Here is a 25389-nt window from a genome sequence, read left to right as displayed (position 1 = left end):
CACCGCCATGTGCCTTGGAATTCCCGCCCGGATTACCGGCATTGCCGATGCCGCCGCCATGCTGGCGGAGGTCGATGTCCACGGTGTGCGCCGCGAGGTGGACGTGCTGTGCGTAGCCCCACCCGATGCCCCGCTGGAAGACCTTATAGGCTCATGGGTGCTGGTGCATGTCGGCTTTGCCATGAGCCGTATTTCAGAACCCGAAGCCCGCGCAACGCTCGCCCTGCTGGCCGAAATGGGCGAACTGCATGAAGAACTCACCGCCATGCAGGACACGGGCAAGGCAGGAGGCTCCCATGCGGTTCAGTGAAGCCTTCCGTGATCCCGCGCTGGCTGAAAAACTCTTTACGGAAATTGCCCGCACAGCCGAAACCCTCGCCCGCAGCCGGAAAACCCCTGTTACGGTCATGGAAGTCTGTGGCGGGCATACACATACGATTTTCCGCTACGGGCTGAAAGACCGCCTGCCCGATACGATCGAATTCGCCCACGGGCCGGGTTGCCCGGTCTGTGTGCTGCCTATGGGGCGGATTGATGATGCCATAGCCCTCGCCCGCAGGCCCGATGTCATCCTGACCACCTTTGGCGATGCCATGCGTGTACCGGGGGCGCAGGGGTCTCTCCTTCAGGCGCGCGCCGCCGGGGCGGATATCCGCATGGTGTATTCCCCGCTGGACGCACTGGAGCTTGCCCGTAAAAACCCTGATCGTGAAATTGTTTTTTTCGCACTCGGGTTTGAAACCACCGCCCCGTCCACCGCTCTCACCGTCCTGCGGGCTGCACGCGAGGGTATTCAAAACTTCTCGCTCCTGTGCCAGCATATCCTGATCGTGCCGACCCTGCGCGCCCTGCTTGAACAGCCCGATTTCGCGGTGGATGGTTTTATCGGCCCCGGTCATGTCGCCATGGTTACAGGCACCCACCCTTACGAGTTCGTGGCCTCCACCTTCCACCGCCCGTTTGTGGTGGCGGGTTTCGAGCCGCTGGACATCCTGCAATCCCTGTTAATGGTGCTGCGCCAGCTTGAGGCCGGGCAGGCCCGGGTGGAAAACCAGTACGCCCGCGTGGTGCCGCCCGAAGGCAACCCCGCAGCCCTTGCCGCCATGCGGCAGGTGTATGAAACCCGGCCCGATACAGCCTGGCGCGGGCTGGGTACGATTGCCTTTTCCGGCCTGCAACTGCGCCCCACATGGGCCGCGTTCGACGCCGAGCGCCGCTTTGCGCTGACACCACACACCGTGGCCGACCCCGCCTCCGCCCGCTGTGGCGATGTGCTGACCGGGCGCATACGCCCCACCGCCTGCCCCGCTTTCGGGCGGGACTGCACACCGGATGCCCCTCTGGGGGCACTCATGGTATCATCCGAAGGCGCATGTGCCGCATGTTACGATTACGAGGGGGCGAGGCAGGTCGCATGAACAGCATACCCGGCATTGGCACTGGGGGGCGGATCACCATGGCGCATGGGGGCGGCGGCACCGCCATGCGCGCCCTGATCGACACGCTTTTCCTTGAAGCTTTTTCCGCCACACCCCACACCGCACAGGAAGATCAGGCCCGCCTGCCGCTGGCCCCTCTGGTGGCGGGAGGCGACAGGCTGGCTTTCACCACCGATTCTTTTGTGGTGGAACCACTGGAGTTTCCCGGTGGCAATATCGGCACGCTGGCCGTATGCGGCACGATCAATGATCTGGTGGTGGGGGGCGCCCGGCCTGTAGCACTTTCCGCCGCGTTCATTCTGGCTGAAGGGCTGGAACTGGCCTGCCTGCGCCGTATCGTGGCCGCCATGGCCGACTGCGCGCGTGAGGCCGGGGTGCGGATTGTCACCGGCGATACCAAAGTTGTACCCAAAGGCGCGTGCGATGGGCTGTATGTAACCACCTCGGGGGTGGGCGTTATTCCCGCAGACCGGGCCATCAGCATTACCGCCGCCCGGCCGGGTGATGTGGTGCTGGTTAACGGCACGCTGGGCGACCACGGAGCCGCCATTCTGTGCGCACGGGGCGATCTGGCGCTGGATGTAGCCATTGCCAGCGACTGCGCCCCCCTTGGCGGGCTGGTGGAAGCCCTGCTGGCCGCTGCCCCCAACACCCGCAGCCTGCGCGATGCCACGCGCGGCGGTGTGGCAGGCGTGCTGAGCGAACTAGCCGAGGCCAGTGCTGTCAGCCTGACACTGGACGAGACCGCCCTGCCCGTGCGCCCCGAAGTGGAGGGCGTTTGTGATATTCTGGGGCTGGAGGCCCTTTTTCTGGCCAATGAGGGCAAGCTGGTGGCTGTGGTGCCGCAGGCCGAGGCCGAAGCCGCGCTTGCCGCCCTGCGCGCCCACCCGCTGGGCCAGCAGGCCGCTCTTATCGGCACGGTGGCGGAGGCCGGGCCGCATGGCCCCTCCGTGGTGGTGCGTAATGCGTTCGGCGGACGGCGCACTGTCACCATGCCATCGGGCGAGCAGTTGCCGAGGATCTGCTGACATGGCGCGCGGGCGTTCATCCCTTGCACTGATGGCGGGTCTGTGCGGGCTGAACGCCGCGTTGTGGAGTGTGGCCGCCGCTATCGGCCTGCATGCGCCGGGCCTGCTGGCCCCCGCTTTTGTGGCCTGGACATTCGGCCTGCGCCACGCGCTCGATGCGGATCATATCGCTGCAATCGATGTCGTCACGCGCAGGCTGCTGGCCCGTGCGCATAAACCTATTTTTGTGGGTCTGTTTTTCTCGCTCGGCCATTCCACCGTGGTGATTGTGGCCACCTATGCGCTGCTGCATCTGCCCGTACACACATGGCTGGAAAACTGGCACCTTGTAGGCGGTCTGGTAGGGGGCGGCATTTCCATTGCCTTTCTGCTGGTGATGGCGCTGCTCAGTGCCCTTGCCGCCAGAACCCAGTGGGTAAGTCTGAAAACCGGGCGCCCCGTAACCGCCCGCCCCGCCGGGGTGCTGATGCGCCTGCTGGCCCCCTTAACCGACATGATCCGCCACGAACGCCAGATGTATTATCTGGGCTTTCTGTTCGGTCTGGGTTTTGACACGGCAACGGAAATTGGCCTGCTGGGGCTGGCCACATCCAGTCAGGCCGCTGCCCCTACATGGGCGCTCATGTTGCTGCCGCTGCTGTTTACCGCCGCCATGATGCTGATGGACAGCCTCGATACGGTTCTGATGATCCGGGCATGGACATGGAGCGCACACTCCGCCCGCCGCCGCGCGCATTATACAATTTCGGTTACGGCGCTTTCAGCGGCGGCGGCTTTTGCCGTTGCCCTGCTTGAACTCGCGCAGATGCCCGGCATAGCCGAGCGGGTGCCACGCTGGGCCGCTACCGTAGCAGATGCGGCAGACGCGCATTTTCCACTCCTTGGCGCTGGTCTGGTTTTTCTGTTTCTGGGTCTGTGGGGCGTTACCGCCCTGCGCGGGGCGCGGGATAGCAAAACTACGCGACACGCCAGCCCACGCTGCTAGCCGCCCGCCATGGTTGTGGCTCTTGGGCACAAGGTCGGGCAGAACCAGCGCCTGTCGCTGACACCGGGCATGAAGGAGTCTCTCCAGCTTCTGAAAATGCCTTTGCCAGTGCTGCTGGATTTCATAAACCAGAAAATAGCCGACAACCCGTTTCTGGACTGGAAGGACGGCATGCCGCCCTCTGCCCTCACCCGGCTGAGTGGCTTTACACAGGATGCCGCCGATACGCTGGAGGCGGCCCCTCCATCCACCGCCTATAGTCTGCTGCACCAGCTTGCAGCCCAGACTGCCAGCCCGCTGGAACAGCGCTGTGCGCTGGCCATTCTGGATGCGCTGGACGAGCAGGGCCGTCTGTCCATGCCCCCGGCGGAACTGGCCCGCCAGACCCACCTGCCCACCGGCCTGCTGGAACATGTGCGCCAGCGCCTGCTGCGGCTCGAACCCTGCGGAGTAGCCGCACGCTCACTGGAAGAATGCCTGCGCGTGCAGCTTGAACAACAGGGCGCAGTCACAGCCGACATGCTGGCCCTGCTGGCCCACCTGCCCCTGCTGGCCCGCCGGGGTGTCGCCAGTGTAGCCAGTGCGGCCGGGCTGTCGGTACAGACTGTTACAGAACTACTGGCCCGCCTGCGTGGCCTAGACCCCTTTCCGTGGCGACAGGCCGAAGGCGTGCTACCCACGGGCATCCGCCCCGAACTCGTGGCCAACAAAACCGAAACAGGCCAGTGGGCCATAACCCTGTCCGATACGCCTGAAGACGCCATCCGCCTCGAAACCGCGCTGATCACGCGCATACGCCGCAGGCCCGCCACCGCTCAGGCGGCGACCGCCCCCTCTGGCGCGCCTGCTCAAACCGATACCCCCGATAAGATCGCACACTGGCTGGCACAGGCCCGCTGGCTTATGCGCGCCCTCCCCCGGCGCAGCCACAGCCTGCTGAGTGTGGCGCGGCATGTGCTGCATTATCAGGCCGACTGTCTGGAGCATGGCCCGCAGGCTCTGCGCCCCCTGAGCATGACGCAGGTGGCCCACGCGCTCCGGCTGAATGACAGCACCATCAGCCGGATTGTCGCGCATAAATACGTGCAGACACCCCGTGGCACGCTGCCGTTGCGGGATTTTTTTTCCGCCGCACTGGGGGCGGACGAAGATACCGCGCAAGCCAGCGGTGCCGCGCGGGCCTGCCTTTTGCACCTGCTGCAAAACGAGACCGCCCACAGAGTCCGCTCCGATCAGGATTATGCCGAAGCCCTGCGGCAGAAGGGGTTCAGTCTTTCCCGCCGCACGGTGGTCAAATACCGCAGAATGCTGGGCATTCCCTCATCGTTTGTACGGATGCAGGCCCAGAAGGCAGGGGGGGGGCCGCCCGCATAGGCGTAAAATATGGAAATATTATCTTTCCATTGTTGTTGTTTATTCCCCCCATCCGCCCCGGTATTCAAAGCGTTAGACGGAACGCCATCGTGCCTTTCCCCCACGGGGGAGCAAAGCCCGCAGGCCCGTTCCAGAAAAGCTTATCAACCGGAGTATCCTGACCATGAAGCTCAGCCTGTTTTCTGTTTCCGCCATAGCGCTCACCCTCGGCCTGCTGGCTGGCAACCCGGCCTCGGCACAGGTTGTCACCAACGCCGCTCAGGCCGAATCCGGCACCTATGACGTAGAACCCGGCCACACCCAGGTTGGTTTTTCCGTCCTGCATTTTGGCTTTACCAACTATGGTGGCGTTTTCTCCAACGTAACCGGCACCCTGAAGCTGGATGCAAAGAACCCCGCCGCTTCCAGCCTGTCCGTGACCATTCCGGTGGACTCCGTGCAGACCACCAGCGCCAAGCTGGATGAAGAACTCAAGGGCGACCAGTGGTTCGATGCCGCCAAGTTCCCCAAGGCCACGTTTGAATCCACCTCCGTGCGCCTGACCGGCCATAACGATGCCGTTGTCACCGGCAACCTGACCCTGCACGGCGTTACCAAGCCCGAAACGCTGAAAGTGCACTTTGTCGGCGCAGGCGTGAACCCGATGGACAAGAAATACACCACCGGTTTTGAAGCCACGACCACCATCAAGCGCAGCGATTTCGGCGTGAAGATGTATGTCCCTTATGTTGGCGACGATGTGCACCTGCGCATTGCTGGCGCTTTCGAACGTCAGGGCTGACACCATGTCCTCGCCCGCCAGCACAGCAAGCGGGATCACGCGGTACACAACAGTTGCGATCATCCTTCACTGGATGATCGCACTGGGTATCCTGACGCTGCTCATCATGGGGCTGGTCATGGATCACCTCACTCTTGATCCGATGCGCGTTTTCCAGCTTTACCAGCTCCATAAATCCATTGGTATCAGCGTTCTGTTTCTTGTCACCCTGCGGATTGGCTGGCGGCTGACACACACAACACCCCCCCTGCCCGCAACCATGAAACCGCTGGAGAAAAAGGGGGCGCACATAGCCCATCTTGCCCTGTACGGGTTGCAGGTTGTGCTCCCGCTCAGCGGGTGGGCAATGGTGTCGGTTTCCGTTCTGGGTATCCCTACGGTTCTGTTCGGCACCCTCCCCTGGCCCGACCTGCCCGTGCTTTCAACCCTGACAGACAAAGCCCCGGTTGAAGCCGCACTCAAGAGCTTTCACCACTGGGCGGCATGGGGGCTTCTGGGGCTGATTATCCTGCACATAGCCGCAGCCCTGCGCCATCGTTTTGTTCTGCATGACACTGTTCTGAGCCAGATGCTGCCTGTTGCGGGTGGCGTATCTCCATCACGCCAGAAGGGAGAAACCCCATGACGGTTTTGCACAAGATTTTACCCGTTGCCACAGTAGCGGGCCTGCTGCTCGGCACCCCTGCTTTTGCCGCCGACTGGACACTGGCGGCAGGCAACGGCACGCTGGGTTTTTCCGGCACCCAGACCGGCAAGACGTTTGAAGGCCATTTTACGAAATATGATGGTACAATCTCGTTTGATCCGGCCCAGCCTGAAAGCGGCCATGCAAAGATCACCATCGATATGGCCAGTGCGACAACAGGCGATGCCCAGCGCGATGGCGCCCTGCCCGGCCATGACTGGTTTGATGTCAAAACCTTCCCCACCGCCGTATTCGAGGTGAAGGACTTCAAGGCCAAAGGGGGTAACGCGTTTGATGCCGAAGGCACGCTCACCATCAAAGGTGTCAGCAAACCCGTAACCCTGCCGCTCACCATCGAGACAACCGGCGCCACCCTGCATGCCAAGGGGCACCTGCCGCTTGTGCGCTCCGTTTTCAATGTGGGTTTAGGCCCGTGGTCCACGGGCCAGTGGGTTGCCCTTGAAGTAGGCGTGGATGTGGATGTCACGGCAAAAGGCGCCTGACACACCGGGGGTTTTCGCACGCCTGCCCGGTGCTGACAGCAACTCCGCCGTGGCAAGAGCAGGGTAGAGTGTCCCTGCCCATGACACGACCCGAAAACCGGCGGCGGGAGCCTCTCCCTGTCGCCGGTTTTGCTATGGGGCATAGTCTTTGCAGCCCTTCCCGTCTCACATTGAATAAAAAATAGAAACTTTACATTTATACCATTTCTATTTTTTATCACGATCATCCTGCGTAAACAGAAAGGCATCGGCAGCCCGACAAGACAGGCCGCCCCCTTCTGAAGAAAGATACGCTGTCATGAACGCCACCTTTTTACGCGATACGGTTCTCCTGATCTCCCGCCTGCTGCTGGCCGCCCTGTTTGTTATGATGGGCTGGGGTAAACTGACGGATTTTTCAGGTGCTATCGCTTATATGAGCGCTACGGGCGCACCCTTGCCCTCGCTTTCCGCCGTGATTGCCATTGTTGTCGAACTGGGCCTTGGCCTGCTGCTGGCCTTTGGTGCGTTCACAGCCCCCATTGCCCTCCTGTTTGCTCTCTACACCATCGCAACCGGGTTTATCGGCCATCATTACTGGACGTTTTCGGGCATGGAGCGGTACGATATGTGGATTCATTTCTACAAAAACTTCGGTATTGCCGGTGGTTTTCTTGCACTGGCCAGTGCAGGGCCGGGGCGCTTCTCGCTCGATACGCTGCTCAATGCAACCATCCGCACGCATCGCTCGTAATATCCCAAGATCAGATCATGCCAGAATCAGAAACAAAGCATTTCCGATTTTGGCGTATCCCTCTGTCATACAGGAATTATCGTCATGGGGTTTCTGAACACCCTACGGAAACTGTTTTCAACACCAGTGGAAGAAACAACAATGCCCAAGGTTCTCGTTCTTTATTATTCCTCCTACGGCCATATTGAAACCATGGCCAACGCCGTAGCCGAAGGTGTGCGCGCCGCAGGCCTGAGCGCCGATGTAAAGCGTGTGCCCGAACTGGTGCCCGAGGATGTGGCCAAGGCCCACCATTTCAAAACGGAGCAGTCCGCCCCGCTGGCTACCCCGGCTGAACTGGCCGATTACGACGCCATTATTCTGGGCGCCCCCACGCGCTTTGGCCGCCTGCCTGCACAGATGGCCAATTTCTGGGATCAGACGGGTGGCCTGTGGCTTCAGGGTGCGCTGATCGGCAAGGTGGGGGCGGTGTTTACCTCCACCGCATCGCAGCATGGCGGACAGGAAACGACCCTGTATTCGCTCATGTCGAACCTGATCCACCACGGCATGGTTATCAGCGGCCTGCCCTACAGCTTTCAGGGCCAGCTCAAGCTTGATGCCGTAACCGGTGGCTCACCCTATGGCGCCACCACCATTGCCGCGGGCGACGGCTCACGCCAGCCAGACGCCAACGAACTCGAAGGCGCAAAATTCCTCGGCCAGCATGTAGCGGGTATCACCAAAAAACTCGCTGCCTGAAAATCATAGGCCCGAACACAAAGACCACCCGCCCGCCCTATACTCAGCGGGTGGGTGATCTTTTTTTGGGCAGGGGTGCGGAAGGTCGGCTCTGGCAGACCCGCCGAACGTTATGGTGTGGCAGGATCGCCCGATGCAAAGATCGTCACCTGCGATGATGCTGTTTCGGTTGGCACGATGGGAGGTAGACACCCGCCGTATCTTCAAAACGGTCCGGACGCGCCGCAAGAGGCATGGACACAACATCGTCGCTCCGATGGTCAGCATAGACGAACGTCAAATAGTAAGACCGGTCGTCGCTCGAAGGATCGCCATCAAACATCTTGTCCCATTCCAGCAGGTCGCGCCGCAGCGGCGACCCGACATCGCCGCTGCGGGTCCAGACCGCCGAAACACAGGCCGAAACACGCGCGACACGCACGATCAACCGCCCATTGAGAAACGCCTTTCCATCAAGCTCGTCATTGAACCTCGCATTGAGATTGTAGGTCAGTTTCTCCAAAGATTCCGGCCTGGCGTCCGCGTGTGCGGTGCCGCCGAGACAGATGGCGCAAATCAGGCTTAGGATAGCGCGGAGCATCAATATCGTCCTTCCAGCAGCAGCATGGCCTCGTCGTGCCATCTCCTGACCAGACCACACAAGATCTTGCCTTTCGAGCGCACCTGCTCCTCCATGATTCTCACAGCCTTGCGTTTATCGCCGCTGTTGATAGCAGTGCGGACACGCGGCCAACCTCTGCACAGCATAGATCATTCTGCCATCAGACGGGGGTGGCCGTGCCAGAACCCGCCACGGGAGGGTGCCCCTTACATGGTGTGGCCCAGGGCGATTGCTCAAATGCCTTGACCAGATAATCCAACAATGCGGTAACGCGCGTGGGCCGTACACAGCTCGCCGGTGTCACAAGATACAGGCTGATAAGCGGGCCTTCCCATTCTGGCAGGATCCGTTCGAGCCGCCCGTGGGCCAGCCCTTCCCACACCATGAATTCAGGAAACACCCCGTAGCCTAAACCCGCTTCCAGAGCGGGCAGGAAAGCCTCGGCATTATCCGCCTTGAAACGGGCTGTCTGGCTTAAAACATATTCCTTGCCAGACTCCTCCCTGCGTAAACGGATCATGCCCGGTGCGCTGCCGTTTGTGTAAATAAAGCTCTTATGCGGCTCAAGCTCGCGCGGGTGGCTTGGCCTGCCCACACGATCCAGCCATGATGGAGCCGCCACCAACAGCAGCCGCAGGTCGCACAGCTTTCTGGCCCGGAGCGAGGAATCCGCCAGGGAGGCAATACGCAACGCAACATCGTAACCAGACGCCACAAGATCCACCAGCGCATCGCTAAAGTCTATGGTCAGGTCTATTTCAGGGTAGCGTTCCAAAAAGCCGGGCAGAACCGGGGCAAGATGCCGTATGCCAAAGGTCATGGGGGCAGCAATGCGCACACGCCCCGAAGGGCGACGCATGTCGCCGCGCGCCTCGGTTTCGGCGGCTTCGGCTTCCATCAGCAGGCGGTTAGCATGCCCAAGCAGGGCGCGGCCGGTTTCGGTTAAGGACATATGGCGCGAATTGCGGTTGAAAAGCGCTATACCGAGCGACTGCTCAAGACGGCTGATCGCTTTTGAAACGGTTGGTTTGGAAAGCTGGATTTCCTCCGCAGCACGCGCGAAGGAGCCAAACTCGGCCACTTTTGCAAAAATGGCCCATGCTTCAAAATCTGGCAGGCGCATGGTGTTTTCTCCTCCGTCATGGGGCGGTGTTGTTCTGCTATAGCGCCGAATGCCCTAACAGCCAACAAACGGAAACGATACCTTTCCATGATTGCCATATACTGATGACTACCCCCTCCGTTACCGTGTCTTCACGAACCAAGACCCTTACAGAGTGGAGAAACGACAATGATTGAAGTCAGGCCTTTTGATAAACTCGGCCATGCCAATCACGGCTGGCTGGATGCCCGGCACCATTTTTCCTTCGCCAGTTACTACGACCCCGCACGGATGCACTGGGGTGCGCTGCGCGTATGGAATGATGATGCCATAGCCCCCGGCACGGGCTTTGGCACCCACCCGCACGACAATATGGAAATTATTACCTATGTGCGGGAAGGGGCCATTACCCACGAGGATAGTCTGGGCAACCGGGGCCGCACGGGTGCGGGCGATGTGCAGGTCATGTCGGCAGGCACGGGTATCCGCCACAGCGAATACAATCTGGAAGATGAAACAACCCGCCTGTTCCAGATCTGGATTCTGCCTGACCGGGCGGGCCATGCGCCCTCATGGGGTACGCGGGCCTTCCCTCGGGGGGAGCGGGCGGGCCAGTTTGTGGTGCTGGCCTCTGGCCAGCCGGATGCGGATGATGCCCTGCCTATCAACACCGATGCCCGCGTGCTGGGGGCAACGCTGAAGAAGGGCGAAACCGCAGAATACAGGCTCGGCACGGACAGGCTTGGTTATCTGGTCGTGGCCAAGGGGTCTGTTGAAATCGAAGGCACAACCCTGAACGAACGCGATGGCGCCGCCATTTCCAAAACCGATGTGCTGTCGGTTCTGGCCCTTGAGGATACGGAAGTGGTGCTGGTGGATACCGTGCCTTAACCCTGTCGCCACAAAACAGGTTGGGGTGGCGTAACACCCACCCCACAGCAGGCTGCCCGCAATAGGCTAAGCCTGCTGTGGCGTCATAAACGCCAGCACATCGCGCATGATCACGGCCTCTTCATCCGTGGGTTCAACCCGCACGGTTACGGCACTTTCCGCCGTGCTGATGATAGAAGCATGGCGGGCATTGGCCTGCGCATCCAGTTTCACGCCCAGCCAGCCCAGCTTTGCGCACACATTGGCACGCAATACGCTGTCATGCTCCCCAATTCCGGCAGTGAATACCAGCCCGTCCAGCCCTTCCATAACAGCCGCCAGCGCACCGATTTCCTCAATAACCCGGTATTCAAACAGGCTTAATGCCTGCGAAACAGTTCTGATAATTTCAGGGTCTTTTTCATCCAAAAGCCTCTTGCGCAGCAGCCGCATGTCAGATGAAACACCCGAAACCCCCAGCAGGCCGGACTGGCGGTAGAGCACATCCACCAGCGTACACCAGCCCGCCCCTTCCTCCTGCATCATATAGAGCAGCGCACCGGGGTCTATCAGCCCTGCGCGCGTTCCCATCATCAATCCATCAAGTGCGGAAAACCCCATGGTTGTTTCAAGGCTTTTTCCACCCTTGAGCGCACACAGGCTCGCGCCACTCCCCAGATGCGCAATAAGCGTGCGCCCCGCATACAGCGCCGGGTCGCAGGCCTGTAACCGCTGCGCAACCCATGTATAGGACAGGCCGTGAAAGCCGTAGCGCCGTACGCCTTTTTGCTCATAACGGCGCGGGAGCGGCAGCAGCCGCGCCATTTCAGGGATGGTGTGATGAAACGCCGTATCAAAACAGGCAATCTGGAGCAGGTCGGGTCTGTACCGCGCAATAGCCCGTGCGGGGGCAAGGGTTGCAGGCTGATGCAGCGGCGCAAAGGGGGTAAGGGCTTCAAGCCGATCCATTACCGCAGGCGTGATCTTTACAGGGGCTGAAAAATCCGCGCCGCCATGCACGATCCGGTGCCCGACACCCAGCAGGGTGCGCCCCTCCGCATGGGCTGAAAGCCATTGCAGCAGATGGTCGAGCGGATGCGGGTCGCTGGTGGTCATGCGCTCATCCACACAACGCGCACCCGTGCGATCGTTTACATGAAAACTGAAGCCATCGGTATGATGTTCAATTTCGCCATGCAAAAGCCGCTCAGGCTCTGCGGCCACATCGAACACCGTAAACTTGACGCTGGACGAACCCACATTAAAAACAAGGATTACACCAGCCATACCATCACTCTTTCACAAAAAACCCTCACAGCCAGAGCGCGTTATACGCATACAGGCTGTGTTTTAAGATAGCGCGCATACAGCGCCCCCACAGCAGCAGAGGCCAGACGCGCCTGCACACTGTCCGCCCGGCTGGTCAGCAGCACAGGCACTTTCGCCCCCATGACAATACCCGCCGATTCAGCCCCTGCCATGAAAATAAGGTTCTTGGCCAGCATGTTCCCGGCCTCAAGGTCTGGTGTCACGAGAATTTGCGCCCGGCCCGCCACGGGCGAGACAATGCCTTTGATCCGCGCGGCCTCGCCATCAACCGCGTTATCCATCGCCAGCGGGCCATCCAGCACACCGCCGGTAATCTGCCCCCGCTCGGCCATTTTGCATAGGCAGGCCGCATCCAGCGTGCCCTGTATCTTGGGGTTAACCGTCTCCACCGCCGAAAGAATGGCCACACGTGGCGCACCCAGCCCGAGGCCCAGATGCAGGTCTATGGCGTTTTGGACAATATCGCGCTTGGTCTCAAGGTCAGGCACGATATTGATGGCGGCATCCGTCACGAACAGCAGCCCATCATAAGCCGGGGCCGCAATCAGAAAGATATGGCTCATGCGGCGGGCTGTCCGTAGCCCGCTCTGGGGGCCAACCACCCCGTGCATGAGAATATCCGTATGCAGGCTGCCCTTGATCAGCCCATGCACCTCGCCCGCATGCACAAGGGCTATGGCCTGCTCAACCGCTGCGGCAGCGGAGCAGGCCTCCACCAGCCTCAGCCCACTAATATCCAGCCCGTTTTCGTGCGCACAGGCGGTTATGGCAGCACGATCGCCCACCAGAACGGGGGCCAGAATACCCCGTGCCGCCGCATCCACCACGCCGTGCAGGGCATGCTGTTCGCACGGCCACACTGCCGCATACGGCACTGGCCCCAGTTTGGAAGCCTTGATGACAAGATCAGCAAACAGTGCATGCTGCCTCTGCTCTCTGGCGGAACCGATTTCCATCGCCTCGCTGACTGACGAGACACGCGGCATATCCCCCCCCATCCTGCTCTCCTTCCCTTATGCGGCCATTGCCCGCTCGACGGGCACTGTCATCAGCCGGTTGTTTTCGCGCCGCATAGCGGCCCTGCAAATCCGCAAAGGCTCTGCCATCCACCTCAGCAGGCCCACAAACAGGCAGCACGCCCCAGCCTGCTACAAGACTGCCCGCCTGGCGGAAAACAGGAAAGCCACATCACTGTCAGGTTAAGTTCAGCGGGGCTCAGACTAAGCCGCTCATCAGGTTCCAGCGTCCTGCATCTGGCCCAGAGCATGGCGTTTCAACGATATAGGCGCGCGTTATTTTCTCGACACATATGTCAAAATTTTATTCGCCTCAATGATCTCAATCACGAGGAAAAGGTTACCAAATCCGTAATAAATAACGAAAAATAACTTACCAATACTATGTTAATGCGTCTTAAATGTCTGTTATATATTTTTGACATACGTATCACGAATATGCTAACCGCCCCCTCCGCTGCCACAATCTGTCTGATACGCTCAGCCAAGGCAGGCCAGAACCCTACGCTGTTCCGCTGACCAGACACTGGAAAGACGCAGAATGACCCTTCTCCCCCACTGCCCGGCCTCTCTTTTTTCCTCTGCGGGGTGCGCACTGTGAAGGGGATTGCGCGAGTAGCCCTTATAGGGGGGCTGGCGGTGATCGCCCTCGCCGGTGGGCTGTTCTGGCGGCATCAGATGGCGCTGAACGCCCTGCCCGCTGGCATTCTGCACGGCAATGGGCGGCTGGAGTTCACACGGGTGGATGTCGCGGTGAAATACCCCGGCCGGGTTATCCAGCTTATGGCGCGTGAGGGCGATACGGTCGCGGCAGGCCAGATCATGGCCCAGCAGGACACCACAACCGTACAGGCCCAATATGCACAGGCCGAGGCCCAGCAGGCACGCGCCGCCAGCGCACAGGCCCGCATGCAGGCAGAGCTTGACGCCCGACAGGCCGCCCTGAAACTCGATCGGGACGAGCTGCGCCACGCCATCAGCATGCAGGCCCGCAGCCTGATTTCAGACATGGAAACCCAGCGCCGCCGCACAGCGGTAGAGGCCGCACAGGCCGCCGTAACCGCCGCCACACAAGCCGTGGATGAAGCCGGACACGCAGCACAGGCCGCTGCGGCACAAGTGAACGAGGTTCATGCCGCTCTGGATGAGCTGACCATAACCGCCCCGGTGACCGGGCGGGTGGAATACCGGGTGGTGGAACCGGGCAGCGTGCTGCCCGCAGGCGGGCGCGTTTACGCCCTGATTGATCCGGTTGATCCGTACATGACAGTCTTTTTCCCGACAGCACAGGTCATGAGCCTGAAAACAGGCGATCAGGCCCGTATTGTTTTCGATGGCCTGCCCAGCCCCGTTGCCGCTGAAGTCTCCTATATCGACAGCAGTGCGCAGTTCACGCCCAAATATGTGGAAACCGCCACCGAGCGCGAACAGCTTGTCTATCGTGTTAAACTGCGTGTGACACAGGCCGAGCAGGCCCGCTACGGCAGGTTGCTCAAGGCGGGCATGACGGGCGAGGCCTATATCCAGTCCAGCCCCGATGCGCCGTGGCCCGCTGTCGTGGCCACGGGCCGGTAAGCCAGAATGAGCGCCCCCGCAGCCGGGCCCACAACCGGGATAGAGGTCTCCGGCGTTTCGCACCGCTATGGGGGCGAAACCGTTCTGCACGACATAACGCTCAGCCTGCCAGCAGGACAGACCATTGCTCTGGTAGGCCCAGACGGGGTGGGCAAGTCCACGCTGCTGGGGCTGATTGCGGGGGTGCGTAAGCTCCAGAGCGGGCAGATCAGCACGCTGGGGGTCAATATTGGCAACCGTGCGGCGCGTGAGCAGTTTCTGCCGCGTCTGGCCTTTATGCCGCAGGGGTTGGGCAAGAACCTCTACCCCACCCTGTCCGTGCGCGAAAATATTGATTTTTTTGGCCGACTTTTCGCGCTGAATGCCAAAGCCCGCGCCAGCCATATTACCCATCTGCTCAACGCCACAGGCCTTGCCCCCTTTCCCGACCGCCCGGCCGGAAAGCTCTCTGGTGGCATGAAGCAGAAACTCAGCCTGTGCTGTGCACTGGTGCATGAACCCGACCTGCTGATACTGGACGAACCCACAACCGGCGTAGACCCGCTCTCACGCAGGCAGTTCTGGGCGCTGGTGGATCAGATGCGCAGCGAACGCCCCGGCATGACCGTGCTGGTTTCCACCGCCTATATGGATGAGGCCGATCGTTTTTCATGGCTGGTGGCCATCAATGACGGGCATATTCTCGCCTGTGATAAAACCAGTACGGTTTTGGAAAAAACCGGCACCACCAGTGTGGAGGCCGCCTATGTCTCCCTACTGCCCGCAGCCGCCCGGCAGGGTGTCAGCACCTTTACCATTCCCCCATATGTGGATGACGGAACGCCCCCTGTCATCGAGGCCGAAAACCTCACACGCCAGTTTGGCTCCTTTACGGCGGTGGATCATGTCAGCTTCCGTATCCGGCGCGGAGAAATATTCGGTTTTCTCGGCTCGAACGGCTGCGGCAAGTCAACCACCATGAAAATGCTCACGGGGCTTCTGGACATTAGCAGTGGCAGCGCCACCCTGTTTGGCCGTCCTGTCAGCGCGGGCGACATGAATACCCGTATGCGGGTCGGCTACATGTCGCAGGCATTCTCGCTGTATGAGGAGCTGAGCGTACGCCAGAACCTGATGTTACAGGCACGCCTTTTCCGGCTTTCTGCCGCGCAGGCAGCCGAACGTGTCAACACCATGCTGGCAGATTTCGAACTGACCGCCCATGCAGATGAGCGCCCCACGGGCCTGCCGCTTGGCTATCGGCAACGGCTCCAGCTTGCTGCGGCCTGCATCAATAATCCCGATATCCTGATACTGGACGAACCCACATCCGGGGTCGATCCCGCAGCCCGCGATATGTTCTGGAAACACCTTGTCAGCCTCTCGCGCGATGCAAAGGTGACTATTTTCGTTTCCACCCACTTCATGAACGAAGCCATGCGCTGCGACCGCATTTCCTTAATGGACAAGGGGCGCGTGCTGGCCATGGATGCCCCGGCTGCCATTATCGCACAGGCAGGTGCTGCCTCTTTGGAAGATGCGTTTATCGCCTGTCTGGAAAAAGCGGGTAACACCGTAGCGGTTTCGGACAGCGCCAGTGCAGGGATAGCCGCACCACAGACCGCAAAACCCGTGCCCCCTCTCATGCGCTGGCTTTCGCGGTTCTGGGCCTTTGCCCAGCGCGAAACGGTGGAGCTGCTGCGCGACCGCCTGCGCCTTGCCTTTGCCATTCTCGGCCCGGTCAGCCTGCTGCTGATTGCCGCTTATAGCGTGTCGTTTGACATCAATACCATTACCTACACGGTGGTGGATCACGACCGCTCGCAGATCAGCCGCACACTGGCTGAGCAGTTCAGCGGGTCGCGCTATTTCCGCCAGACATCCCCCACCCCCGACCTGCATACGCTACAAACCCGCCTGCGGCATGGCGAGATCGCACTCGGCCTTGATATTCCGGCCAATTTCGGCCGGGACATGCTGGCGGGCAGAAAGCCCGAGCTGGATATTATCATTGATGGCTCCATGCCGTTTCTGGGGGCCAATATCCGCGCCTATGTCGAAGGCACGCTGGTGCGCTATGCACAGGAACTGGCGCGCACCAGCCCCATACCTGCGGGGAATACGGCGCAGGCTTTCAGCATCGTGCCGCGTTTTGCCTATAATCAGGAGTTCCGCAGTATCTACGCCATAACGCCGGGCGTGATCATGCTGGCACTGATCCTGATCCCCACCATGCTGACAGCACTGGGCGTGGTGCGCGAGAAGGAGATTGGCTCCATCATGAACCTGTATGCCTCGCCCGCCAGCACGGGGCAGTATCTGCTGGGCAAACAGTTACCTTATGTGGGGCTGGCCATTCTGTCTTATCTCGCCCTTGTCTTTCTGTCCGTCACTCTGCTGGGCGTGCCGCTGAAAGGCTCTTTTGTGGGGCTGAGCCTTGGAGCGCTCTTCTATATTCTGGCCAGCACCGGCTTTGGTCTGCTGATATCCACCTTCGTGCGGTCGCAGGTGGCGGCCATTTTCGGCACGGCCATTATCTGCCTGATCCCGGCCGTCAATTTTTCCGGCCTATTATATCCCACATCCACCCTTGTGGGCATACCCTATTATTTTGGCGAGGCTTTTCCCGCCACGTGGTTCCAGCTTATCAGCCTTGGAGCCTTTACCAAGGGGCTGGGCGTGCGGTTTTTCATACCCATGTATGCGGCCCTGCTGGGCTTTGCCTGCCTGTATATCGGCAGCGCGTGCCTGCTCCTTCGCAAACAGGATGTCTGAGCATGCGCTGGCTGATTAATGTCGCCCTACTGAGTGGCAAGGAGTTCAGGAGCCTTGTGCGGGATTTCATCCTGTTCGGGCTTATTCTTTTCGCTTTTTCCTTTGCCGTTGTGATCGTGGCGGACGGGGTAAAGATTGATGTCTCCAACGCCACCGTGGCCTTTATTGATGAAGACCACTCTGCCCTGTCGCGCGAACTCAGGGCCGGTGTGCTGCTGCCCTACTTCAAGCCCCCTGTCCTGACCGACCGCACAGCCGCAACGGCGGGTATGAACCACGGCACCTACAACTTTGTTATCGATATTCCGCCACGCTTCGAAGCCGATGTGCTGGCCGGGCGCAGCCCCGCCATACAGGAGCGGATTGACGCCACCGCCATGACACAGGCCGGGCTGGGTGATGTGTATCTGCAACGCATCTTTCTTGCCCAGATCAACCGCGCCCTGCACACCCCCCCGGCCGAGCAGTTGCTCCCTTTCAGCACGCAAAGCCGCATCCGCTTTAACCCCAACAGTGAGTCGTTCTGGTTTACCTCCGTCATGCAGGTCGTAACCGATGCCACGGTGCTCTCAATCATTCTTGTGGGGGCTGCGGTTATCCGTGAGCGTGAGCACGGCACCATCGAGCACCTTCTGGTGCTGCCTGTCTCGGCCAGCGAAATTGCGGTGGCCAAAATTCTGGCTAATGGCGCGGTTATTTTCGTCGCCAGCATGGCCTCGCTATGGTGTGTGGTGCATCTGTGGCTGGGGGTACCCATTGCGGGGTCGCTGCTGCTGTTTGCCGCCTGCCTTGTCATCTATCTTTTCTCGGTCACATCTTTAGGCATGGTGCTGGCTATTTTCGCACCCACCATGCCGCAGTTCGGCCTGCTGGCCGTGCCGGTTTACGCCATTGCCTACCTGCTGTCGGGTGCTGCCACCCCAATCGAGAGCATGCCCGACATCATGCAAATGGCCGTGCGCGTGCTGCCCACCACGCAGTTTGTCAAAATCTCGCAGGCCATTCTTTACCGGGGTGCGGGGGTTGAAACCATCTGGCCCTCCGTCGTGTCCATTCTGTGCGCCTCAACGCTGTTTCTTGCCCTCGCCCTCCTGCGCTTCCGCTCCATGCTCGCCCGTCAGGACTGATCCGACATGTCTGCTCGCCCTCTCCCCCTTCGTGCGGTCGTCCTTACCCTGCCGGTTCTGCTGGCCGCGTGCTCGCCGTTTCATACGGACATCCCCCCCTCGCACGTAACCATACCGGCGGGCACAGTTGCCGAGGCCAGCGCAGGAACAGTGGATCTCACCCACTGGTGGACAGACTGGCACGACCCGTTGCTGACACAGCTGGTGGAAGAAGCCCTGACCGCCAACCCCGAACTACGGCAGGCGCGCGACAGGGTGGCGCAGGCCCGCGCCTATACAAAAATCGCAAAATCGACGCTGTACCCAACTATTGGCGCTACGGGCGACATTACAGGCGGCGGCATGAACTGGCGACAGGCCACCCCGCCTCTGGCCAATAGTGTCGCCCCCAATCTGGGCGACCCCATGACTGACGGCCATCTGGCAGGGGTAGGCATTGCATGGGAGCCGGATGTTTTTGGCCGCAACACCGCAACGCTCAAAGCCAGCCGCGCCGTAGAACTGAGCGCACAGGACATGCTGCACGCCACGCACATGACCATTGCCGCCGATGTGGCCGCCAGCTACCTGAGCGCACTCGGCACAGCCCAGCGCATTGCCCTGCTCGACCGCTCCGAGCAGACCCTGCAAAGCCTGCTGAACTATGCCACCGCACGCTTTGAGGCCGGGCAGACCAATCAGGCCGACCTTGAGAGCATCCGGGCACAGATCGAAGCCCTGCGCGGCAACCGGCCGGTGCTGGTGGCAACCTATGATACCTTCCGCCGCAGGCTGGCCATTCTGGCCGGGCGCACACCCGATAACGCGCCCGACCTGTCCGGGCATGACACATTCAGTATCCCCGCGCCCCCACGGGCCATGCTGCCGAGCACCATCCTGAACAACAGGCCCGATGTGCTGCTGCGCCGCCATATGGTGGAGGCAGCGGCGCAACGTCTTGTAGGCGCCAAAACCGAACTGCTGCCCCGCTTCGGGCTTGAGTTTTTCGGGGGCGATGGCCGCCTGCGTTTTGATGGCATACCCGGTCTTTCAGGCTCGGGCGGGCTGGCGGCCTTAACCGCCACCCTGCCCATTTTCACCGCCGGGCGCATTCACGCCCAGATTGCCCAGGCCGACAGCAGGCTGGATGAAGCCGTAGCCGCCTATGATCAGACCCTACTGACCGCTCTGGCCGAGATACAGGACGCCAGCGAACAGCGCGCACAACTGGACACCAGTGCTGACACCCTGAGCACCCGCGCCAACACCGCACGCAAGGCCGCAGAAATGAGCCACGGCCTGTTTGAAGGCGGACAGGTTACCCTACAGGATGTGCTCAGCGCACGCCTGCGCCTGATTGAGGCGCAGGATGAGCTGGTCAAAACCCAGACCGCCCGCGCCCTTTCCACAGTCCGGCTGGCCCGCGCCCTTGGGGGCGGCTGGTCTGCCCAAACACCGTAAGCCCCGCCCATTCTGTCAGGAACACGCACGTGCCTTCACGCAACAGGGCAACACCCGGCGAAACCCGGCCCCCCGCCCCCTCACGCACCAAATACCGTGTTTCTGAAAAGCGCGAAGCCGCGCGGCGCATGAAAAAACAAGAGTTCGAGCGTGCCGCATGGCAGGTGTTTTCCACCGTAGGGCTGGATACCGCCACGGTGCGGGATATTGTAAACGCCACCACGCTCTCGCCCGGCAGCTTTTACAATTATTTCAAGACCAAGGAAGTCATTTTCGATACCCTGCTCGATCGGGTCGTCGCCCGCGCCAAGGACGCCATCCGGCTAAGCCGTTCGGATGCGGATGATATCGAAACCATGCTGACCAAAGGCTACACGGCCTCTTTCCGAGAATTACTGAGCCTGCATGGTGCAGCGCAGTTTTTTGAACTCAACCAGCATCATATCCGCGCAAGGCTGTTTGGCTCCACTGCGGCAAAAGACATGACGGACGACCTGAAAACCCGCCTTCAGGCCCGTATCAGTTCATCCGCCATTACGCCTGACAGGCTGACACTGGCTGTGTCGATTATTTTTACCGCCGGACTGGAAAGCCTTTTATATATTTCAAAAAACCCGTTCAGCGATATTGAAGAAACCGCACGCTTTACCACAACGCTGTTCACATCCGGCCTGCTGCGCAGTTTTTGCGAAGCCTGAACCCACCATAAACCCTGCCTGCTTCAGTTTACAAAAACAGGGGGGTGGGCCTCTTTTTTCAGAGCGAGGCCAATAGCCTGCCCCGGCACAAGGCGTTGCTGCTCTCCTTCACGCGGGATGTCGGCAAACAGGCTCTGCCCACCGGCGGCCTCTACCTGCACACGGAAGGAGCGCCCGTGAAACGCAACGGACACAACGGTCGTATTCAGAACCTCTGCCCCTCTGTGCTCGGTCAGCACCAGATCTTCGGGACGGATACCCAGTGTTACCGGCCTGTCGGGCGGCAGAAGCGTGGTGCCGTCGAGCGTTATGGCCGGTTGCCACTCCGGCCCGATAGCAAAGCGCGTGCGTCCATCCTGCTGTGAGCCGGGGCGGGCACTCAGCAGGTTCATGGTGCCAATAAAACTGGCGACAAACTGCGTGGCAGGGCGGTCATACAGCACATCGGGTGGGGCTATCTGCTCGATCCGTCCGGCATTCATCACCACAATCCGGTCGGAAATGGACAGGGCCTCCGTCTGGTCATGGGTGACCATGACAAAGGTTGTGCCAAGCTCTTTTTGCAGGCGTTTGAGTTCAGCCTGCATATGCTCGCGCAGGCTGGCATCAAGGGCTGAAAGCGGCTCATCCAGCAACAGCAGCCGGGGCTGGCAAACCAGAGCGCGCGCCAGCGCCACGCGCTGTTTCTGCCCCCCTGACAGGCTGCCAACACGGGCCTGCGCCTTGTCTGGCAGGCCCACCAGTTCCAGCACGTCCTTAACCTTACGCCGGGTTTCCGCAGCGCTGACCCTGCGCAACGACAGGCCAAACGCAATGTTCTGGCTGACATTCATATGCGGAAACAGCGCATAGTCCTGAAAAACCGTGTTGATAGGCCGATCAAACGGGCGCAGGGCTGTCATGTCCTGTCCATCCAGCAGCACGCGCCCCTGTGTGGGACTTTCAAAACCTGCAATCACCCGCAGGGTGGTGGTTTTGCCGCAGCCTGAAGGGCCGAGCAGGCTTAAAAATTCGCCCTGTGCAATATCAAGGTCGATCGCGTCCAGCCCCTTATGCCCTCCGGCAAAAACCTTGCTGACATGATCGAGCCTGAGCAGTGCTTCAGCCATCGCGGCTTTCTCCCGGTTTGGTGGTGTTGACCCACAGGATCTGGGCAGGCTCCTGCCCCGGATTGGAAAAAGCGTGGTCCAGCGTGCTGCGAAAGGCAAAACTGTCCCCCGGCCCACACTGGTAGGAAACGCCATCTATCGTCAGTTCAAGCTGGCCACTCAGCACGTAGCCGAACTCATGGCCTGCATGGGTGTAACTGCCTGCCGTAGTGCCACCGGGCACCACGCTGACAAGAATGCCCGTCAGGCTGGCGCCGGGGGGCGAGAGCAGCCATTTTTCAATACCATCCGAATGTACGGGCAGGCGTTTACGGGCCTTGGACGAAACACAGTAAAGATCGCTCTGTTTCTGCCCTCCCTCGCCTAAAAGGGCGCCGGGTTCAACATTGAGTGCTGCGGCCAGCGGCCACATGACCTTGATCTTGAGCGAGGAAATACCCCGCTCGATCTGGCTGAGCGCACTGACGGAAATGCCAGCCCGGCTGGCAAGGTCCATAAGTGACATGTCGCGCTCAAGCCTGAGGGCACGCAGCCTGCGGCCAATCAGCACGTCAGCATCCGGCGCCATGCCCTGTGCTGCCATGTCTGCTGATGTGCTCACTCCCCCACTCCTTTCGCCTTGCGTGCTGGTGTCATTCAGCCACCGGCCTTGATTTTTTCAAGCAGTTTGCCAAGTTCTTCCGCCTGTTTCATCGGGCCGGTGAAAACGGTTTTCTTCAGCATCACTTCCGGGTCTGCTGGCAGTTCAAGCTCCTTGAGCTTTTCCGCCGGAACCGCCGCAAAAGCCGTGCTGGTGGAGGCTCCATATCCGTTATTTTCAATCAGATGCTGGCCAGAAGACGGAGCAAGGCGGCTGTTGATGAAATCATAGGCCAGATCCTTGTTTTTTGTGCCCTTGATCATCACGAAACCGCAGCTCCATGTCAGCATGCCTTCCTTGGGCTTCATGAACGCCACCGGCACGCCCTGCTTACGCAGCGCCACAGCCGAGGCATTCCATGTCATGGCCGCTACCAGCGCACCACTCGCCAGAGACTGCTCAACCGAGGTCATATCCGTCGTATAAGAGGCCATAAGCGGGCGCTGTTCGCGCATTTTAGCGGCGACTTTTTCCATATCGGCAGGGCTGAGATCAAACGGATTAACCCCCGCCACCAGTGCCGCGACAATGGGGGTATCGTGCACCGCGTCGATGGTGGACATGCGCCCGGCATATTGCGGGTTCCACAGCAGGTTCCAGCTCTGCTCCACATCCTTGGGCAGCAGGTCGGTACGATAGAGAATGGAGGTATTACCCCAGTCCCACGGCACCATCCATACCTTGCCATCACCCGCCTGAATATCAGGCAGATTGCGGAAAATAGGAAAAATCTGGTTCCAGTTGGCAATGCGGCTGGTGTCGATCGGCTCGATCAGCCCTGCCTTGTTCCAGCGCTGGATTTTGTCATAGCAGGGGTGGGCGACATCGGGGCGGAAACCGGCCTTGAGTTTGGTAAAGGCATCGTCATCATCACCAAAAACGGAAATATCTACCGCACCGGGATGTGCCTTCAGATAGGCCTCGTCATATTCGGGCAGTTCGTAACCTGACCATGTAAGGTAGGTAAGCTTTCCCTCCTCGGCACGGGCGGGTGCTACGGGAGCCAGAATGGACGCAGCCACGGCCAATGCCAGAGCCTGTGTGGAAAGCTTTTTGACGGTGGAAGATTTTTCTCTACATGTCATAGCAGGATACTCCACGGTTGCACGTCAGGATCAGGCCTGACGCTCTGTCATTTTTCCCCGGCGGCGGATGAATTCAGACGCCGCCGCGATAACGATACTGACCGCCAGAATCAGGCTGCCCAGCGCCATTACCAGCGGCAGCGAGCGCGGAAAGCGCAACTGCCCCCAGATATAGACAGGCAGGGTCGGTTCTGAGCCGGTCAGGAAAAAGGCAATGATGAACTCATCAAAACTGGTCAGAAATGCCAGCATGAAGGCCGAGCCAAGGGCCGGGATAGCCAGCGGCAGGATAATGCGTGCAAAGGTTGTCCATTCCCGCGCACCAAGGTCTTGCGCCGCCTCGGGTATGGAGCGCGAAAGCCCCGCCAGCCGCCCGTGCAGGATCATGAACGTGGTGGGCAGGCCCACCAGCATATGGCCACACACCAGTGCTACGCGCGACGGCCCAACCCCGATCACGTTGACCACAATCAGCATGGCAATACCCACAATCACGCCCGGTATCAGCAATGGCAACTGGCACAGGCCGGATAGCAGGGTGGTCAGGCGTGAGCGCATGAAAACCCGCGCATAGGCCAGTGTCAGGCCACATAGTGTCGCCAGAAAAGCCGAAACACTCCCCACTTCAAGGCTGGTCAGCAGGGCGCGGCGCACGCCGTCATTATGGAGCAGCGCCCTGTACCAGTTGAGTGTAAAACCCTTGAGCGGAAACGCCGCCTGAATGGAATCATTGAACGAAAAAAGCGGAATAAGGCAGACAGGCAGATACAGAAAAAACAGGTAAAGCCCGACATACACACCCAAGCCCACACCGGGTGATAACGGTTTTTTGTAAAAGGGCAGAAGGGTTTTCATGCGGCTTTCTCCCCCCGCCGGTCTGCCTGTCGCAACAGCCCGATAACAAAGGCAATCAGCACCATGACCGCCACCGACAGCGCTGCACCAAACGGCCAGTCATTGGCCCGGCCAAACTGCACCTGAATAAGCGAGCCAATCATGATACTGTTTGGCCCGCCAACCAGAGCCGGAGTGACATAATCCCCCACTGTCGGGATAAACACGACCGTAACCGCCGCCAGAACGCCTTTTATGGAATACGGCAACACAACACGGCGAAAGGTTGCAAACGGCGGGGCGCCCAGATCAGCCGCGGCCTCGAACAGTGAGCGCGGCATGCTTTCCAGCGCGGTAAAAATCGGCAGGATGGCAAACGGTGCATACGCATGCGCCAGTGTAACCACCACAGCCGCTGGCGTATTAAGGAACGCAAGCGAGGGTGATGATAAAATGCCTGTTCCTGTCAAAAAGGAATTCAGCACACCATTATACGCCAGCACGATTTTCCATGCGAATACGCGCAGCAGATAACTGGTCCAGAAAGGCAGTGTCACTAGAAACAGGATAATGGCGCGGTATCGCCCGGCGTGAAATGCCAGAAAATAAGCCACCGGATAGGCTGTCAGCACCGTGGCGGCCGTAACCAGCCCGGCAATAACCAGAGAGCGCCCGGCCACCCGCGCATAAAGCGGGTCTTGCGCGAGGGTTACGAAGTTATCCAGTGTCAGTCCGACACCCAGTAGCGAGCCATCGTTATGGCGCAGGGACAAGAAAACCAGCAGCCCGAGCGAAAAAACAATCAGCCCGCACCCCAGCAGCCCGCCCGGCACCAGCATGAGCGCACGGAAGAGCCATCCGTTAAGGCCTGTTTTCTGAGATGACGGTGCGAAAGGCATGCGGTGCGGCTTCCGAAACGTGAAATATGACTCTGTTTTTT

General features: G+C 60.1%; 25 protein-coding genes. 16 read left to right on the top strand and 9 right to left on the bottom strand.

What is annotated here, in order from left to right:
• The first annotated feature begins 7 nt into the window (after window positions 1–7).
• The 10 genes from J2D75_RS06720 (at window position 8) to wrbA (ending at window position 8269) form a co-directional block, all read left to right on the top strand.
• Entirely contained in the window at window positions 8–310 is a 303-nt protein-coding gene (locus J2D75_RS06720) for a HypC/HybG/HupF family hydrogenase formation chaperone (RefSeq protein WP_207854010.1), read from the top strand.
• On the top strand, window positions 297–1418 hold the full coding sequence (gene hypD / locus J2D75_RS06715) for a hydrogenase formation protein HypD (RefSeq protein WP_207854009.1): 1122 nt from the start codon (window positions 297–299) through the stop codon (window positions 1416–1418). Before J2D75_RS06720 ends, hypD begins: the two co-directional genes overlap by 14 nt.
• A complete protein-coding gene (hypE, locus tag J2D75_RS06710) occupies window positions 1415–2467 on the top strand; it encodes a hydrogenase expression/formation protein HypE (protein ID WP_207854008.1) in 1053 nt (350 codons plus the stop codon). Before hypD ends, hypE begins: the two co-directional genes overlap by 4 nt.
• 1 nt (window position 2468) lies before the next feature.
• Window positions 2469–3452 carry a HoxN/HupN/NixA family nickel/cobalt transporter gene (locus J2D75_RS06705; protein ID WP_207854007.1) on the top strand — a complete coding sequence of 328 codons (984 nt, stop codon included), beginning with the start codon at window positions 2469–2471 and terminating at the stop codon, window positions 3450–3452.
• A 9-nt stretch (window positions 3453–3461) separates the two neighbouring features.
• Entirely contained in the window at window positions 3462–4826 is a 1365-nt protein-coding gene (gene rpoN, locus J2D75_RS06700; protein ID WP_207854006.1) for an RNA polymerase factor sigma-54, read from the top strand.
• A gap of 163 nt (window positions 4827–4989) precedes the next feature.
• Complete coding sequence (locus J2D75_RS06695) at window positions 4990–5607, top strand: YceI family protein (RefSeq protein WP_207854005.1); 618 nt, start codon at window positions 4990–4992, stop codon at window positions 5605–5607.
• Window positions 5608–5611: 4 nt separating this feature from the next.
• Complete coding sequence (locus tag J2D75_RS06690) at window positions 5612–6232, top strand: cytochrome b (protein WP_207854004.1); 621 nt, start codon at window positions 5612–5614, stop codon at window positions 6230–6232.
• Complete coding sequence (locus J2D75_RS06685) at window positions 6229–6795, top strand: YceI family protein (RefSeq protein ID WP_207854003.1); 567 nt, start codon at window positions 6229–6231, stop codon at window positions 6793–6795. Before J2D75_RS06690 ends, J2D75_RS06685 begins: the two co-directional genes overlap by 4 nt.
• 298 nt (window positions 6796–7093) lie before the next feature.
• Entirely contained in the window at window positions 7094–7528 is a 435-nt protein-coding gene (locus J2D75_RS06680; protein ID WP_207854002.1) for a DoxX family protein, read from the top strand.
• Window positions 7529–7669: 141 nt separating this feature from the next.
• Entirely contained in the window at window positions 7670–8269 is a 600-nt protein-coding gene (gene wrbA / locus J2D75_RS06675) for an NAD(P)H:quinone oxidoreductase (protein WP_141375228.1), read from the top strand.
• A 145-nt stretch (window positions 8270–8414) separates the two neighbouring features.
• Here the strand turns inward: wrbA and J2D75_RS06670 are convergent, their stop codons facing one another.
• Together J2D75_RS06670 and J2D75_RS06665 are read right to left on the bottom strand one after the other, a co-directional pair.
• Window positions 8415–8849: a hypothetical protein gene (locus J2D75_RS06670; RefSeq protein ID WP_207854001.1), complete on the bottom strand. Its 435-nt coding sequence runs from the start codon at window positions 8847–8849 to the stop codon at window positions 8415–8417.
• A gap of 181 nt (window positions 8850–9030) precedes the next feature.
• Window positions 9031–9993 carry a LysR family transcriptional regulator gene (locus tag J2D75_RS06665; RefSeq protein WP_207854000.1) on the bottom strand — a complete coding sequence of 321 codons (963 nt, stop codon included), beginning with the start codon at window positions 9991–9993 and terminating at the stop codon, window positions 9031–9033.
• A gap of 168 nt (window positions 9994–10161) precedes the next feature.
• On the opposite strand from J2D75_RS06665, the gene J2D75_RS06660 reads away from it, so the two are divergent.
• On the top strand, window positions 10162–10863 hold the full coding sequence (locus J2D75_RS06660; protein WP_207853999.1) for a pirin family protein: 702 nt from the start codon (window positions 10162–10164) through the stop codon (window positions 10861–10863).
• A gap of 66 nt (window positions 10864–10929) precedes the next feature.
• Here the strand turns inward: J2D75_RS06660 and J2D75_RS06655 are convergent, their stop codons facing one another.
• Complete coding sequence (locus J2D75_RS06655) at window positions 10930–12129, bottom strand: acetate/propionate family kinase (RefSeq protein ID WP_207853998.1); 1200 nt, start codon at window positions 12127–12129, stop codon at window positions 10930–10932.
• A 41-nt stretch (window positions 12130–12170) separates the two neighbouring features.
• Window positions 12171–13157: a bifunctional enoyl-CoA hydratase/phosphate acetyltransferase gene (locus J2D75_RS06650; RefSeq protein ID WP_243428566.1), complete on the bottom strand. Its 987-nt coding sequence runs from the start codon at window positions 13155–13157 to the stop codon at window positions 12171–12173.
• Between the two features lie 627 nt (window positions 13158–13784).
• Between J2D75_RS06650 and J2D75_RS06645 the strand changes: the two genes are divergently transcribed.
• Genes J2D75_RS06645 through J2D75_RS06625 form a run of 5 tightly spaced genes read left to right on the top strand, consistent with a single transcriptional unit; the run spans window position 13785 to window position 20781 of the window.
• A complete protein-coding gene (locus J2D75_RS06645) occupies window positions 13785–14762 on the top strand; it encodes an HlyD family secretion protein (protein WP_265782940.1) in 978 nt (325 codons plus the stop codon).
• Between the two features lie 6 nt (window positions 14763–14768).
• Window positions 14769–17516 (top strand): ribosome-associated ATPase/putative transporter RbbA, encoded by a 2748-nt coding sequence (gene rbbA / locus J2D75_RS06640; RefSeq protein ID WP_207853996.1) that lies wholly within the window; start codon window positions 14769–14771, stop codon window positions 17514–17516.
• A gap of 2 nt (window positions 17517–17518) precedes the next feature.
• Window positions 17519–18643, top strand: a complete 1125-nt coding sequence (locus J2D75_RS06635) for an ABC transporter permease (RefSeq protein ID WP_207853995.1) — start codon at window positions 17519–17521, stop codon at window positions 18641–18643.
• Between the two features lie 6 nt (window positions 18644–18649).
• Window positions 18650–20083 (top strand): TolC family protein, encoded by a 1434-nt coding sequence (locus tag J2D75_RS06630; protein ID WP_207853994.1) that lies wholly within the window; start codon window positions 18650–18652, stop codon window positions 20081–20083.
• 29 nt (window positions 20084–20112) lie between these two features.
• Window positions 20113–20781, top strand: coding sequence for a TetR family transcriptional regulator (locus J2D75_RS06625; RefSeq protein ID WP_207853993.1), 669 nt, complete (start codon window positions 20113–20115; stop codon window positions 20779–20781).
• Window positions 20782–20804: 23 nt separating this feature from the next.
• On the opposite strand, the gene J2D75_RS06620 is transcribed toward J2D75_RS06625, so the two are convergent.
• The 5 genes from J2D75_RS06620 to J2D75_RS06600 are packed head-to-tail and all read right to left on the bottom strand — an operon-like array spanning window position 20805 to window position 25348.
• Window positions 20805–21890: an ABC transporter ATP-binding protein gene (locus tag J2D75_RS06620; RefSeq protein ID WP_207853992.1), complete on the bottom strand. Its 1086-nt coding sequence runs from the start codon at window positions 21888–21890 to the stop codon at window positions 20805–20807.
• The gene (locus tag J2D75_RS06615; RefSeq protein WP_207853991.1) at window positions 21883–22491 is read right to left on the bottom strand and encodes a cupin domain-containing protein; all 609 of its coding nucleotides are present in this window, start codon (window positions 22489–22491) and stop codon (window positions 21883–21885) included. Before J2D75_RS06615 ends, J2D75_RS06620 begins: the two co-directional genes overlap by 8 nt.
• 35 nt (window positions 22492–22526) lie before the next feature.
• Window positions 22527–23615: an ABC transporter substrate-binding protein gene (locus J2D75_RS06610; RefSeq protein WP_207853990.1), complete on the bottom strand. Its 1089-nt coding sequence runs from the start codon at window positions 23613–23615 to the stop codon at window positions 22527–22529.
• 30 nt (window positions 23616–23645) lie between these two features.
• Entirely contained in the window at window positions 23646–24470 is an 825-nt protein-coding gene (locus J2D75_RS06605; RefSeq protein WP_207853989.1) for an ABC transporter permease, read from the bottom strand.
• Complete coding sequence (locus tag J2D75_RS06600) at window positions 24467–25348, bottom strand: ABC transporter permease (protein ID WP_207853988.1); 882 nt, start codon at window positions 25346–25348, stop codon at window positions 24467–24469. Before J2D75_RS06600 ends, J2D75_RS06605 begins: the two co-directional genes overlap by 4 nt.
• Window positions 25349–25389: the final 41 nt, after the last annotated feature.

This window comes from Acetobacter suratthaniensis (assembly GCF_017377745.1).
GTDB lineage: Bacteria > Pseudomonadota > Alphaproteobacteria > Acetobacterales > Acetobacteraceae > Acetobacter > Acetobacter suratthaniensis.
The sequence above is the reverse complement of the archived record's forward strand: the minus strand, read 5'-3'. Positions and strand labels throughout refer to the sequence as shown.

Coding starts and splice junctions, on each gene's coding strand:
- J2D75_RS06720 (WP_207854010.1), top strand. CDS start 8: ATGTGCCTTGGAATTCCCGCCCGGATTACCGGCATTGCCGATGCCGCC.
- hypD (WP_207854009.1), top strand. CDS start 297: ATGCGGTTCAGTGAAGCCTTCCGTGATCCCGCGCTGGCTGAAAAACTC.
- hypE (WP_207854008.1), top strand. CDS start 1,415: ATGAACAGCATACCCGGCATTGGCACTGGGGGGCGGATCACCATGGCG.
- J2D75_RS06705 (WP_207854007.1), top strand. CDS start 2,469: ATGGCGCGCGGGCGTTCATCCCTTGCACTGATGGCGGGTCTGTGCGGG.
- rpoN (WP_207854006.1), top strand. CDS start 3,462: ATGGTTGTGGCTCTTGGGCACAAGGTCGGGCAGAACCAGCGCCTGTCG.
- J2D75_RS06695 (WP_207854005.1), top strand. CDS start 4,990: ATGAAGCTCAGCCTGTTTTCTGTTTCCGCCATAGCGCTCACCCTCGGC.
- J2D75_RS06690 (WP_207854004.1), top strand. CDS start 5,612: ATGTCCTCGCCCGCCAGCACAGCAAGCGGGATCACGCGGTACACAACA.
- J2D75_RS06685 (WP_207854003.1), top strand. CDS start 6,229: ATGACGGTTTTGCACAAGATTTTACCCGTTGCCACAGTAGCGGGCCTG.
- J2D75_RS06680 (WP_207854002.1), top strand. CDS start 7,094: ATGAACGCCACCTTTTTACGCGATACGGTTCTCCTGATCTCCCGCCTG.
- wrbA (WP_141375228.1), top strand. CDS start 7,670: ATGCCCAAGGTTCTCGTTCTTTATTATTCCTCCTACGGCCATATTGAA.
- J2D75_RS06670 (WP_207854001.1), bottom strand. CDS start 8,849: ATGCTCCGCGCTATCCTAAGCCTGATTTGCGCCATCTGTCTCGGCGGC.
- J2D75_RS06665 (WP_207854000.1), bottom strand. CDS start 9,993: ATGCGCCTGCCAGATTTTGAAGCATGGGCCATTTTTGCAAAAGTGGCC.
- J2D75_RS06660 (WP_207853999.1), top strand. CDS start 10,162: ATGATTGAAGTCAGGCCTTTTGATAAACTCGGCCATGCCAATCACGGC.
- J2D75_RS06655 (WP_207853998.1), bottom strand. CDS start 12,129: ATGGCTGGTGTAATCCTTGTTTTTAATGTGGGTTCGTCCAGCGTCAAG.
- J2D75_RS06650 (WP_243428566.1), bottom strand. CDS start 13,157: ATGCCGCGTGTCTCGTCAGTCAGCGAGGCGATGGAAATCGGTTCCGCC.
- rbbA (WP_207853996.1), top strand. CDS start 14,769: ATGAGCGCCCCCGCAGCCGGGCCCACAACCGGGATAGAGGTCTCCGGC.
- J2D75_RS06635 (WP_207853995.1), top strand. CDS start 17,519: ATGCGCTGGCTGATTAATGTCGCCCTACTGAGTGGCAAGGAGTTCAGG.
- J2D75_RS06630 (WP_207853994.1), top strand. CDS start 18,650: ATGTCTGCTCGCCCTCTCCCCCTTCGTGCGGTCGTCCTTACCCTGCCG.
- J2D75_RS06620 (WP_207853992.1), bottom strand. CDS start 21,890: ATGGCTGAAGCACTGCTCAGGCTCGATCATGTCAGCAAGGTTTTTGCC.
- J2D75_RS06610 (WP_207853990.1), bottom strand. CDS start 23,615: ATGACATGTAGAGAAAAATCTTCCACCGTCAAAAAGCTTTCCACACAG.
- J2D75_RS06605 (WP_207853989.1), bottom strand. CDS start 24,470: ATGAAAACCCTTCTGCCCTTTTACAAAAAACCGTTATCACCCGGTGTG.
- J2D75_RS06600 (WP_207853988.1), bottom strand. CDS start 25,348: ATGCCTTTCGCACCGTCATCTCAGAAAACAGGCCTTAACGGATGGCTC.